At 64.7% G+C, this 12912-nt stretch carries 13 protein-coding genes; 3 read left to right on the top strand and 10 right to left on the bottom strand.

The annotated features are described in order from the left end of the window. Positions 1-29: 29 nt before the first annotated feature. Positions 30-1238, bottom strand: coding sequence for a DNA recombination protein RmuC (locus tag H8B02_RS38020; RefSeq protein WP_229170894.1), 1209 nt, complete (start codon positions 1236-1238; stop codon positions 30-32). A 170-nt stretch (positions 1239-1408) separates the two neighbouring features. On the opposite strand from H8B02_RS38020, the gene def reads away from it, so the two are divergent. From def to truA, 3 genes are all read left to right on the top strand, one after another. Continuing rightward, complete coding sequence (gene def, locus H8B02_RS38015) at positions 1409-1936, top strand: peptide deformylase (RefSeq protein ID WP_229170893.1); 528 nt, start codon at positions 1409-1411, stop codon at positions 1934-1936. Positions 1937-2103: 167 nt separating this feature from the next. Next, a complete protein-coding gene (fmt, locus tag H8B02_RS38010; protein WP_229170892.1) occupies positions 2104-3039 on the top strand; it encodes a methionyl-tRNA formyltransferase in 936 nt (311 codons plus the stop codon). Beyond that, entirely contained in the window at positions 3039-3776 is a 738-nt protein-coding gene (gene truA, locus H8B02_RS38005; RefSeq protein ID WP_229170891.1) for a tRNA pseudouridine(38-40) synthase TruA, read from the top strand. Before fmt ends, truA begins: the two co-directional genes overlap by 1 nt. Positions 3777-3970: 194 nt before the next feature. Here the strand turns inward: truA and dapE are convergent, their stop codons facing one another. From dapE to yidC, 9 genes are all read right to left on the bottom strand, one after another. Beyond that, on the bottom strand, positions 3971-5137 hold the full coding sequence (gene dapE / locus H8B02_RS38000; protein WP_229170890.1) for a succinyl-diaminopimelate desuccinylase: 1167 nt from the start codon (positions 5135-5137) through the stop codon (positions 3971-3973). 49 nt (positions 5138-5186) lie between these two features. Next, on the bottom strand, positions 5187-5774 hold the full coding sequence (locus H8B02_RS37995) for a DUF805 domain-containing protein (RefSeq protein ID WP_229170889.1): 588 nt from the start codon (positions 5772-5774) through the stop codon (positions 5187-5189). 246 nt (positions 5775-6020) lie between these two features. Further along, positions 6021-6866, bottom strand: a complete 846-nt coding sequence (gene dapD, locus H8B02_RS37990; protein WP_229170888.1) for a 2,3,4,5-tetrahydropyridine-2,6-dicarboxylate N-succinyltransferase — start codon at positions 6864-6866, stop codon at positions 6021-6023. Between the two features lie 186 nt (positions 6867-7052). After that, positions 7053-7748, bottom strand: coding sequence for a pyrimidine 5'-nucleotidase (locus H8B02_RS37985; RefSeq protein WP_229170887.1), 696 nt, complete (start codon positions 7746-7748; stop codon positions 7053-7055). 190 nt (positions 7749-7938) lie between these two features. Next, positions 7939-8925, bottom strand: a complete 987-nt coding sequence (locus H8B02_RS37980; protein WP_229170895.1) for a DUF1036 domain-containing protein — start codon at positions 8923-8925, stop codon at positions 7939-7941. Positions 8926-8996: 71 nt separating this feature from the next. Beyond that, positions 8997-9890 (bottom strand): acetylglutamate kinase, encoded by an 894-nt coding sequence (argB, locus tag H8B02_RS37975; RefSeq protein ID WP_029083632.1) that lies wholly within the window; start codon positions 9888-9890, stop codon positions 8997-8999. A 175-nt stretch (positions 9891-10065) separates the two neighbouring features. Next, entirely contained in the window at positions 10066-10434 is a 369-nt protein-coding gene (locus H8B02_RS37970) for a DUF423 domain-containing protein (protein WP_229170886.1), read from the bottom strand. Continuing rightward, complete coding sequence (gene yihA / locus H8B02_RS37965; RefSeq protein ID WP_229170885.1) at positions 10431-11084, bottom strand: ribosome biogenesis GTP-binding protein YihA/YsxC; 654 nt, start codon at positions 11082-11084, stop codon at positions 10431-10433. Before yihA ends, H8B02_RS37970 begins: the two co-directional genes overlap by 4 nt. 158 nt (positions 11085-11242) lie before the next feature. Further along, positions 11243-12912, bottom strand: a 1670-nt coding sequence (yidC, locus tag H8B02_RS37960; protein WP_229170884.1) for a membrane protein insertase YidC, incomplete at its 5' end; no start/stop codon positions are given.

Here is a 12912-nt window from a genome sequence, read left to right as displayed (position 1 = left end):
CTGACTATGAGGTGAGATGAGGGTCCGTACTACTCCCCCGCCTGCAGCTTGCGCGGGGCGGGGAACAGGTCGGGGGCGGCTGGCTTGACGAAGCGGGGGACTTCGATCGGGGTTTCGGACTTGCTGAAGTCGAGCTCCTCGATGCGGCCGGCGCGCTTTTCGATCTTGTCGGCGGAGATCAGGATCTGCCTGACGTCCTCGTTCACCTGGCCGAAGTGATTTTGCAGCTTGAGCACGCGCTCGCGCAGGCGGCTGAGGTCGTCGCCGAGATGCATCACCTCATTGCGGATCTGGTCGGCGGCGTCGCGGATGCGGGCGTCCTTCAGGATCTGCTGCATCACCTGGATCGCCAGCATCAGCAGCGAGGGCGACACCAGCACGACCCGGGCGCGATAGGCCTTCTGGACTACATCGTCGAAGCCGTCATGGATTTCCGCATAGACCGATTCCGAGGGCACGAACATCAGCGCGGTGTCCTGGGTTTCGCCGGGGATCAGGTACTTTTCCGCGATGTCGCTGACATGCTTCAGCACGTCGGTGCGCAGCCGCTGGCTGGCGAATTTGCGTTCCTCGTCGCTGCGCGCATCGTGCAGCGCGGTCATGGCCTCCAGCGGAAACTTCGCGTCGATGCAGAGCGGGCGCTGGTCGGGCAGGAACACGACGCAGTCCGGTCGCTTGCCCGTGGTCAGCGTGTACTGGAACTCGAACGAGCCCTTCGGCATGCCGTCCTGGACGATCGCCTCCATCCGTGCCTGGCCGAACGCGCCGCGCGACTGCTTGTTGGCGAGCACGTCGCGCAGCGTCGTCACCTGACTGGTGAGCTCGTTGAGGTTCTTGTGGGCGTGATCGATGATGCCGAGCCGCTCATGCAGCACGCGCAGCGAATCCATCGTGTTGCGCGTGGTCTGTTCCATCGACTGGCCGACCCGGTGGGTCACCGAATCCAGCCGCTCGTTGACGGCACGGGCCATCTCGGCCTGCCTGCCGGCCAGTGCCTGCCCCATCGCGTCGACCCGCCCCGAGGCCTCGCTCTGGGCCCGCAGCATGTCGGCGAGCCGCTCCTCCAGTTCGTCGGCGCGAATGGCCTGGGCCATCGCGAGTTCCGCGCCGCGCCGGCTGGCGCGCGCGATCACCACGGCGATGGCGAACAGCAGGATCAGCGCCAGCGCACCAAGGCCGATCAACGCGTCGGAGACACGGACCGGGAGGTCGCCAATCGTGAGGAGAATCTCGTTCATACCGGCCGTTGTAGCCGATTCGGCACCGTCATCGAACGAAAAGGGAACGTTTGTGGTAGACACTCCCTTAAATTTCTTGGTTAACGTTGCGTGAAGAAACGTGGTTAAGGCTGCGTTAACCGGTTCCTGAGCGCATTGACCCCATGAAGTCAGCAGCTTAAATCGCCGCCATGGCATTACGAGAAATCATCATCCTGCCGGACAAGCAGTTGCGTCTGGTGTCGAAACCGATCGAGAAGGTGACGCCGGAGATCCGCAAGCTCGCCGACGACATGCTCGAGACCATGTATGACGCGCCCGGCATCGGGCTGGCGGCGATCCAGGTCGCGCAGCCGTTGCGGCTGATCACCATGGACCTCGCCAAGCGCGACGAGAATGGCGAGACCACGCCGCAGCCGCGGGTGTTCATCAACCCGGAGATCATCTCGCATTCGGAAGAGCTGTCGGTCTACGAAGAGGGCTGCCTGTCGATCCCCGAATATTACGAGGAGGTCGAGCGCCCGGCACGGATCCGCCTGCGCTTCACCGACCTCGACGGCAAGCTGCACGAGGAGGATGCGGATGGGCTCTATGCCACCTGCATCCAGCACGAGATCGACCACCTCAACGGCGTGCTGTTCGTGGACTATCTGTCGAAGCTGAAGCGCGACCGCGTTTTCAAGAAATTCGAGAAGGCCGCCAAGCGCGCGGCGGAGTAGGCGTTGCCGGCTCCTCAGACGCGTCATGGCCGGGCTTGACCCGGCCATCCACGTCTTGCTTCGCTGATACGAAAGACGTGGATGCCCGGGGCTTCTGATGCGAAGACGCGCTTCGCGCTTGAGCCCGTGCATAACGGAGCACTCCAAATGCCATCGAGCCCTGTCTGATGCCTCTCCGCCTGATCTTCATGGGCACGCCCGATTTCGCGGTGCCGACGCTGCTGGAGCTGGTGGCCCATGGCCACGAGGTCGTGGCGGTCTATACCCGCGCGCCGAAACCGGGCGGGCGGCGCGGCCTGCAGTTGCAGCCGACGCCGGTCGAGCAGGAGGCGCGCCGCCTCGGCATTCCCGTGCTGACACCGAAAACGCTGAAGACACCGGAAGCGCTGGAGGAGTTTCGCGCGTTTGACGCAGATGCCGCCGTCGTCGTCGCCTACGGCATGATCCTGCCGCAGGCCATTCTCGACGCGCCAAAACTCGGCTGCTTCAACCTGCATGCCTCGCTATTGCCGCGCTGGCGCGGCGCCGCGCCGATCAACCGCGCCATCATGGCCGGCGATGCGGAGAGCGGCGTGATGGTGATGAAGATGGATGTCGGCCTCGACACCGGCGACGTCGCGATGGCCGAGCGGCTGCCGATCTCAGACAGTATGACGGCATCCGACCTGCACGACGCGCTGGCGCCGCTCGGCGCCGATCTGATGATGCGCGCGATGGGCGCGCTGCAGCGCGGCGGGTTGCAGCTGACGAAGCAGAGCGAGCACGGCGTCACCTACGCCGCCAAGATCGAGAAGGCTGAGGCGCGGATCGACTGGAAGCAGCCGGCGCGTGCGGTGCTGCGGCACATTCACGGGCTTTCGCCGTTCCCCGGCGCCTGGTGCGAGCTCTTAGGCGAGGGCGAGCCGGTGCGGCTGAAAATCCTGCGCTGCGAGCAGGCGAAAGGTTCGGGCCAACCGGGCGACGTGCTCGACGACAATCTTGCGATCGCCTGCGGCGATGGCGCAATCCGGATCCTCGAACTGCAGCGCGCCGGCAAGGCGCCGATGAAGGCGGCGGACTTTTTGCGCGGCACGCCGCTGAAGCCGCCGGCGCGGCTCGCCTGATGCCGCGCTACAAGCTCACCATCGAATATGACGGCACGCCATTCTCCGGCTGGCAGATCCAGGACAATGCACCGACCGTGCAGGGCGCGCTGGAGACGGCGGTCAAGGCGATCTGCGGCGAGGACGTGCGCGTCCATGGCGCAGGGCGTACCGATGCCGGCGTGCATGCGCGCGGCCAGGTCGCGCATTGCGACATCGCCAAGCATTTCCCGCCCGGCCGTTTCCGCGACGGGCTGAACGCGCATTTGCGGCCCAATCCGATCGGCGTGCTGGCGGCTGATATCGTGCCCGACGATTTCGAGGCGCGGTTCTCGGCGATCAAGCGGCACTACCTCTATCGCATCACCAACACCCGCGCGAACCTCGCGCTCGACGTCAGTCGCGTCTGGCGCGTGCCGCGTGCGCTCGATGCCGACGCGATGCACAAGGCGGCGCAGCGGCTGCTCGGCAAGCACGATTTCACCACCTTTCGCGACACCGAGTGCCAGGCCAAGTCGCCGGAGAAGACGCTTGATCAGCTCGACGTCTCGCGCGAGGGCGACGCGATCAACATCGTGACGTCGGCGCGCTCGTTCCTGCACAGCCAGGTGCGCTCGATGGTGGGATCGCTGGTCTGGGTCGGCGAGGGCCGCTGGAGTGCGGACGATCTCGCGGGCGCACTCGCCGCCCGCAACCGCGCCGCCTGCGGCCCCGTGGCGCCACCGGACGGGCTCTATCTGATGCGGGTGGATTATTAGGCGGTGTGAATGATCTGGTAGGATGGGTAGAGCGAAGCGAAACCCATCACTTGTATCCGCGCGGTGAGATGATGGGTTTCGCTGCGCTCTACCCATCCTACGGACTGCATCTGGTGCGGATGGATGACGAGCGGCCCCAATCCCTACTGTGCATGGGGTTGTTTTCGATATTTTTGTCCAGCCGAGCGGCTGGATTACGCAAAATACCTGTCCAACACGCCCCGATAGATCCGCGTCAGCTTCTCCAGATCGGCCACCGGCGTGCGCTCGTCGATCTGGTGCATGGTCTGGCCGACCAGGCCGAATTCGATCACCGGGCAATAGCTCGAGATGAAGCGCGCATCCGACGTGCCGCCCGATGTCGAAAGCTCCGGCTTGCGGCCGGTGACCTCCTCGATCGCGGCAACCGCGAGATCGGTGAATGGTCCGGGCTGGGTGACGAACACGTTCGAGTTCGACGGCTGCCAGTCGATGTGGGCACGGATGCGGTTGCCGCAGGCTTTCGCCAGCCGCTCGTCGACCAGCTGCCGCAGGCTTTCCTGGGTGTGGTTGTCGTTGTAGCGGATGTTGAACTTCGCCCGTGCCTGACCGGGGATCACATTGCTTGCGGTGTTGCCGACATCGACCGTGGTGAATTCGAGGTTGCTGGCCTGGAATTGCGCGCTGCCGTGGTCGAGCGGCTCGTCGCTCAGCGCGACGATCAGCCGCGAGATATCAGGCACCGGGTTCGAGGCGCGGTGCGGATAGGCGACGTGGCCCTGCACGCCATCGACGACGAGCATGCCGGACTGCGAGCCGCGCCGGCCGATCTTGATCATGTCGCCGAGCACCTCGACATTGGAGGGCTCGCCGAGCACGCAATGGTCGAATTTTTCGCCGCGGTCGGCGCACCATTTCAGCAGCTTGACGGTGCCGTTGATCGAGACGTCTTCCTCGTCGCCGGTGATCAGGAAGGAGATCGAGCCGTTGCCATTTTCTTGCGGCTTGCCGCCATGGTCGCTGAGATATCGCAGGACGGCGGCGACGCTGCAGGCGATGCCGCCCTTCATGTCGACGGCGCCGCGGCCGTAGAGATAGCCGTCCTTCACCTCGCCGGAGAACGCGCCGAGCGTCCACGCCGCTTCATCGCCGGGCGGCACCACGTCGGTATGGCCGGCAAAGGTGATATGCGGCGCCGAAGTGCCGATACGGGCATAGAGATTGTCGATATCGGCCGTGCCGGGCTCGGAGAACGTCACGCGGTGGACGTCGAAGCCTGCGCCTTTCAGCAAATTTTCAAGAACGCCGAGCGCGCCGGCGTCGGCCGGGGTGACGGAGGGGCAGCGAACCAGATCGCGGGTAATCGAGACAGCATCACTCATGCGCCTCGCTTAACACGTCACGCTGTGGGTGGACCAGCTTTGTGCGTCATCATTCGAGCTCGCTCTGCTGATCCCAGCCCCGCGTGGAGCGCGACCCGCTGTCGCGGTCGCCGCGTTGCCGCGCGTGGGTTTTTCCAAGCGGATTGGGACCATAGCGATTGGGGTAGCGCGTGCCGGGCATAAAGCCGAGCTCGATGAAGCCCCAGATGTAGAGTACGGAGACGATCGCGCCCGCGGCCATCACCCAATAGGAATCATCGGGAAGCCGGTCCGAGAATTGGCTCATGAAGCCCGGGATCGCGAAGAACGGGACCATCCACCAGCCGCTCTTGTCGCGGTCGTGCAGGCGCTTGATCGAGACGGCGATGTAGACCCAGACGAACAGTACCGTTCCGCTGGCCTTGACCAGCAGCGCGGGCAATCCGGCGGAGGTCAGCGATTTGTAGCTGTCCGGGTCGAACGCCCGGAAGATGTCGTCGACATTGAAGCCGAACGATGCACCCTTGCCGCCGAGGCCCGCCAGAATCACCAGCGCGGCCAGGAACATCATCCAGCACACGATGATCAGTGCCGCGAGCCAGAATTTGGCCCGGTTGACGCGGCCCTTGAAGCCGAACAGGTAATTGGCCCAGTCCATGAAAAAACTCCGGGCAGCGGCAATTCTTCGCGGCCCGGAGTTTTGTCGGCGTCAGATAGAAATTGGTTCGATCAGTCTAGACCCGTCATCCCCGCACAAAGGCTTCGCCTTTGTCGCTGGAGGTGCGAGCGGAGCGAGCCTCGAAGGATGCACGGCCACAGTTGGGCCGTCGACCCTTCGAAGGCCGCTGAAGGAGCGGCCACCTCAGGGTGACGGTGATGGACTGGTCTCGCGGCGGAAGACCGATCAGTCCCGCAGCAGCTCGTTGATGCTGGTCTTGGCGCGGGTGCGCTCGTCGACGCGCTTGACGATCACGGCGCAGGCGGTGGCAGGTCCCGGCTGGCCGTTCTTCAGCGGCTTGGCCGGCAGCGTGCCCGGCACCACGACGGCATATTCCGGGACTTCGCCGACGAAGATTTCGCCGGTCTCGCGGTCGACGATCTTGGTCGAGGCGCCGAGGAACACGCCCATCGACAGCACTGCGCCCTTGCGCACGATCACGCCTTCGGCGACCTCGCTGCGCGCGCCGATGAAGCAATCGTCCTCGACGATCACGGGCTCGGCCTGCAGCGGCTCGAGCACGCCGCCGATGCCGACGCCGCCGGAGATGTGCACGCGCTTGCCGATCTGGGCGCAGGAGCCGACCGTCGACCAGGTGTCGATCATGGTGGCTTCATCGACATAGGCGCCGAGATTGACGAAGGAGGGCATCAGCACGACGTTGCGCGCGATGAAGGCCGAGCGGCGCACGATCGCACCCGGCACCGCGCGGAAGCCGGCGTCGCGGAAGCGGTTCTCGCCCCAGCCCTCGAACTTCGAAGGCACCTTGTCCCACCACGAGGCCGTGCCCGGGCCGCCCGCGATCTGGCCCATGTCGTTGAGGCGGAACGAGAGCAGCACCGCCTTCTTCAGCCACTGATTGACCTTCCACTTGCCGCTGGCCTCGCGCTCGGCGACGCGCGCTTCGCCCTTGTCGAGCAGATCCAGCGCGTGGTCGACGGCCTCGCGGACCTCGCCCTTGGTCGAGGTCGAAATGCCTTCGCGGGCGTCGAACGCGGTGTTGACGGTGGTTTCGAGGGCGGACAGCGACATCGGGACAATCCTTGGGCGTATCGGGGATATGAGGGGAGTTTTGCAGGGCTTTTTCGGAATTTGGGGCCATGGAGTCAAGGTAAACTCGGCTGCGTAGCCCGGATGGAGCGCAGCGTAATCCGGGTCTTTGCTGCGGGTGGAGGCAGCGGCCCCGGATTTCGCTTCGCTTCATCCGGGCTACGGCTGCTATGGCTTCCTGTCGAGCCGCTGCAAGAAACCCGTGAGATCGTCCGTGACGTGGTCGACATAAGCCGCGTCGCGGCCTTCGAGCTCCCAGGTCTCGCGCATTACCTCCTGGCTGCCGTCGGGCACGACCAGCACGGTGGTCATGCCGAGATCATGCGGCACCACCAGGTTGCGCGCGAGGTCCTCGAACATCGCAGCCTTGGTCGGATCGACGTCGTGCAGCTTCAGGAACTTCTGGTAGGTCTGCGGCGCCGGTTTCGGCTCGAGATCGGCGGCGATGATGTCGAACACGCCGTCGAAATGGTGGCCGATGCCGAGCCGGCCCAATACCGCATCGACATGATCGACTGAGCCGTTGGTCAGGATCAGCTTGCGCCCCGGCAGCTTGGCGATCGCAGCGCCCATCGCCGGATTCGGCTGCAACGGCGAGTGGTCGATCTTGTGCACATAAGCGAGATAGTCGTCCGCCTGCACGCCGTGCTCGGTCATCATGCCGCGCATGGTGGTGCCGTAGCGCAGGTAATAGTCCTTCTGCAGCCGCCGCGCCTCCTCGGGCGAGATCTTCAGCCAGTTGCCGACGAACTCGCCGATCCGCGCATCGACCTGCTGCCACAGATTGACGTGATGCGGGTACAGCGTGTTGTCGAGGTCGAACACCCAGGTCTCGACATGGCCGAAGCTGCGGGGAGTTTTCATTGTCGCTCTCCAGCGGTCAGCGCGAACGTCGCCGAGCCCTCCGCCGTCGTCCTGGCGAAAGCCAGGACCCATACCGCGGAATCTACCAATAAGGGACGATGCTCGTCGTTCTTCGCCAAACGCAGTCTTGTAGTTATGGGTCCTGGCTTTCGCCAGGACGACAGTGATGTATGTGGCGCCATTGTCTTCATCACGGCATCGCAAAGCGCAGCGTCTTGCCGCCGCTGGTCATGTCGACGGTGGTGAAGCCGAGCGCGGTGAGGCCGCGAGTGGCGCAGTCGCCTTGCTCGTTGACCTCGAACTTGCTTTCGCGGGTGCAGAGCTGCACCGCGCCGCCCCAGTTCAGCGGCTTGTCCTTAATGCGGATGGCGCGGTTGTCGCCGTCGACGGCTTCCGCGAATGAATAGATCTGCTTCGGCGTGCCCGACACGTCGGGATGCAGGCATTTGCCGGGGTCGACGCGATACCAGCCGCGGCTGGTCACCATCTTGCCGTCATCGGTCGCAACCGCGGCCATCACCTTGTGCGGCGTGTCGTTGCACCAGGTCAGTCCCGATGGCGAGGGCTTCTGCACGGCATCGACCATGGTGGCGAAGAAATTCGGCGACTGCACGATGTCGCCGCCGAGCCCGCGGCTCCTCAGGAATGCCGACAGCGCGTTCTGGGTCTTCGGCCCGTCGACGCCGTCGATCGGCGCCGCGTCGTAGCCTGCGATCACCAGCAGACGCTGGATGCCGGCGAGCCGCGCCTGCTCGTCGTCATACTCGCTGTCTTCGGCGAGGTAGGCGACGAGATTGCCGTCATCGGTCTGCGTCGGCGTGATCTGGGTGAATTGTGCCGGCGTCTGGCCGGAGCGGCATTGGCGCGCGGCGGCGATCACGAAATTGTCCTGCGCGACGCACAGCGTGTCGGTGCCGTTCTGCGGGATCGGCGACGCGCCGTAGACGCCGAGGGCGCGGGCATTGAGCAGCACGCGGTCCGCGGTCAGCGCCCCCTGCACCACGACGCGGCAGGTCGCGGGATCGATCCGGAACCAGCCGCGCGTCGCCGTCGCGGCCTTGTCGTCGATGCCGATCGCGGCCTCGATCACATAGCTCATGCGGTTGCAGAGCTTGAGATCGGCATGCGCCGGCGCCGCCGAGAACAGGAACGACACCAGCGCGGCCGGCAGCGACATCGCGAGCCGCGCCGGCGGCGACCGGCGAGGCATCCTCGCCGCGCGTCTCGCGATGACGACCTCGTCTGCCATTACTTGTGGATCAGCGTGCCGGTGCCCTGGTTGGTGAAGAGCTCGAGCAGCACCGCGTGCTGCGTCTTGCCGTCGATGATCACGACGCCCTGCACGCCCTGTTCGAGCGCGTAGATGCAGGTCTCGACCTTCGGGATCATGCCGCCGGAGATCGTGCCGTCGGCGATCAGCTTGCGCGCTTCCTTGATCGACAGATCCGGAATCAGCTTCTTGGACTTGTCGAGCACGCCGGGCACGTCGGTCAGCAGCAGCAGGCGCTTGGCCTTCAGCGCGCCCGCGATCGCACCGGCAAAGGTATCGGCGTTGATGTTCAGCGTCTGGCCGTCCTGCGAGGTCGCCAGCGGCGCCAGCACCGGGATCAGCTCATAGCCGATCAGCTGGTTGAGCAGTGTGAGGTCGACCTTTTCGGGGTCGCCGACGAAGCCGAGATCGACCGCCTTCTCGATGTTGGAATCGGGATCGACCATGGTGCGCGTCGTCTTCGACGCCTTCACCATGTTGCCGTCCTTGCCGGAGAGGCCCACGGCCTTGCCGCCGGCCTCGTTGATGTAGCCGACGATCTGCTTGTTGACCGAACCCGCCAGCACCATCTCGACGATCTCGATGGTCGCGGCATCGGTGATGCGCAGGCCAGCGGCGAATTCCGACTGGATGCCGAGCCGCTTCAGCATGGTCGCGATCTGCGGCCCGCCGCCATGCACGACCACCGGATTGATCGCGGTCTGCTCGAGCAGCACGATGTCGCGCGCGAACGCCTTGGCGGTGTCCTCGGCGCCCATGGCATGGCCGCCATATTTGATGACGATGGTTTCCTCGTCATATTCCTGCATGTGCGGCAGCGCCTCGGACAGGATGCGGGCCTGATCGAGCGGGCTGATGTGCTGGTCGGTCATGGGGCTGGTCTCACGTCAGCGGAGGGACGGGCGCGTTTCTATCTGATTGCCGGGCAGGGCGCAAAGTGGGGATCGCGATTCGTAGCCCGGATGGAGCGCAAGCGAAATCCGGGGCTTGCACCCGCGGCACGATTCCCGGATTTCGCTTCGCTGCACCCGGGCTACGGGCTACCGTTCAGCGTCTGGGCCACATGGCCGAAACCGCCAGCACCAGCCAGCTCAGGATCAGCAGCGTTCCGCCGGTCGGAGCCGCCATCGGAAACAGGCCATAGCCGCCATATTGGCGCAGCGTGAGATCGCCCGCGAACAATGACGCCGCGATGACGAAGCCTGCCGCCGCCACGACACCGAGCTTCAGATGGATGATCGCGCGCTCCGCAACCGCAATGGTCGCGATGGCGGCGGTGGCATGGAACAGCAGCATCGAGGATGCCGCCGCCAGCCGCGATGCGTCCGGCAGATGGGCCGCGGCCGCCGCCAATATCACGCCGCAGGCGCCCATGATGGCGGCAAGGCCGATCAGGAGACGGGATGCGCCGTTCATCGGCGCCGCTCCTCGATCAGGCGCACCATGGCGGCACGCAGCTCCGGCATGCCGTCGCCGGTGCGCGACGAGGTCACCAGCACTTCGGGGAACGCGGCGGGATGTTTTGCGAGCGTCGCGATGGTTTCGGCGGTGACGGTCTTGAGTTCGCCGGCCTTGACCTGGTCGGCCTTGGTCAGCACGACCTGGTAGCTGACCGCGGACTTATCGAGCGTCTTCAGCACGTCTTGATCGACGTCCTTGATGCCGTGGCGGGCGTCGATCAACACATAGACCCGCGCCAGCGTCGCGCGCCCGAGCAAGAATTTGTGGATCAGCGCGGTCCATGACGCCACCTTGGTTTTCGGCGCCGAGGCGTAGCCGTAACCGGGCATGTCGACGAGACGAATGTCCGCGTTTTCCGGGCCCTCGAAGAAGATCAGTTCCTGGGTGCGGCCCGGCGTATGCGAGGTGCGAGCGAGCGCATTGCGGCCGGTCAGCGCGTTGATCAGGCTCGACTTGCCGACATTGGAGCGGCCGGCAAAGGCGACCTCGAGGCCGGCCATCGGCGGCAGTGTCTCGATCGAGGGCGAGGCCCAGATGAAGCGCCAGTCGCCGGCGAACAGCTTTCGCCCCTGCTCGATCAGCTCCGCATCAGATTCGGCGGTCATGCGAAGGATCCCATTTCATCGTGGCCGGACAAAAGCCCGAAACGCAGCCTTGGCGTAAGACGACCCGGCCATCCGCGTCAACGTTTTGCTGGCCGCCAAATATGTCGATGCCCGGCACGAGGCCGGGCATGACGCAGTGATAGAGCGAGCGCAGGAAGCTACGTCGCCTTCTTTGTCTCAGTCGTCACGCTTTTTTTTTGAAACGTCGACTTCAGATTGTCGAACAACTCCACCTTCACGCCGTTCTTGCGCATGATGAAGCTCTGCTGCAGCACGGAGAGCGTGTTGTTCCAGGCCCAGTAGATCACGAGACCCGCCGGGAAGCCGGCCAGCATGAAGGTGAAGATCAGCGGCATCCAGTCGAAGATCATCTTCTGGGTCGGATCCGGCGGCGCCGGGTTGAGCTTCATCTGGACCCACATCGTGATGCCCATGATGATCGGCCAGATGCCCATCACCAGATAGGCGCCGAAATGCGGTCCGAGCAGCGCGATCGGATCGAACGGGATCAGCCCGAACAGCGTGAACAGATTGGTCGGATCGGGTGCCGAGAGGTCCTTGATCCAGCCGAAGAACGGCGCGTGCCGCATTTCGATGGTGATGAACAGCACCTTGTAGAGCGAGAAGAACACCGGGATCTGCAAGGCGACGGGAAGACAGCCGGCGATCGGGTTGATCTTCTCCTTCTTGTAGATCTCCATCATCTCCTGCTGCTGCTTCACGCGGTCGTCAGGATAGCGCTCCTTCAGCGCGGCCAGCTGCGGCTGCACCGACTTCATCTTCGCCATCGAGGCGTAGGACTTATTGGCGAGCGGGAAGAACAAGAGCTTCACGAGCACCGTCACCAGGAGGATCGCGATGCCGAAATTGCCGACCAGGCGATAGAACCAATCGAGCGCCAGGAACATCGGCTTGGTGATGAAGTAGAAATGGCCCCAGTCGATCAGGAGATCGAAATGGTTGAGGCCGAGTTGCTTGTTGTAGCCGCCGAAGCCGACCAGCGGGAAGTTGAGGCCGACCGTGGCGGCCTCCTTCGCGCCGGCGAACAGCCGCGCATTGGCAACGCCGGAGCCGCCGATCGGAATGGTCTGCGCGCCGAGCATGTAGTCTGCCTGATAGCGCTTGTCGCCGGTGGTGAAGCGGGCGGTGTCCAGCGTCGCATTGGTTTCCGGCAGCAGCGCAGTGGCCCAGTATTTGTCGGTGATGCCGAGCCAGCCGTCGGTGATCTTCGAGAACACGACGCCGCGTGAGTTTCCACCGGTCGGGGTCTTGGCCTCGTCGAGGTTTTTGTAGGTGAATTCCTGCAGGCCCTGTTCGCCGAGATAGCCGATCGGGCCTTCGTGCAGGATCGCGTAGCCCGAGACCGGCGGCTTGCCGCCGCGCGAGATCAGGCCGAACGGATACAACGTCACCGGCGCGCTGCCGAGATTGTTGACCTCATCCTTGATGCTGAAGAGGTAGCGATCGTCGATCGAGATGGTGCGGCGGAAGGTCAGGCCCTGGCCGTTGTCGTATTTCAGTGTCACCGGGGTGCTTGGCGACAGGCTGTTCGACCCCTCCTGCTGCCAGACGGTGTCGGCGTTCGGCGTCTTCACCGACGAACCGCTGGCGGTCAGCCACAGGAACTCGGCGTAATAAGGCTCAGCCGTGCCCGACGGCGACAGCAGCACGACGGCCGGCGATGTGGGGTCGACGGCCTCGCGGAACTGGACCAGCGCCAGATCGTCGATCCGGGCGCCCTTCAGCGCGATGCTGCCGATGACGCGCGGGCTCTCGATCTTGATGCGCGGGCCGGCCGCGAGCACCGTCTCGCGGCTCGCCACCGGAG

This window comes from Bradyrhizobium altum, assembly GCF_020889705.1.
GTDB lineage: Bacteria > Pseudomonadota > Alphaproteobacteria > Rhizobiales > Xanthobacteraceae > Bradyrhizobium > Bradyrhizobium altum.
Note: the sequence above shows the minus strand (reverse complement) of the source record. Positions and strands in the feature narration are given on the sequence as shown.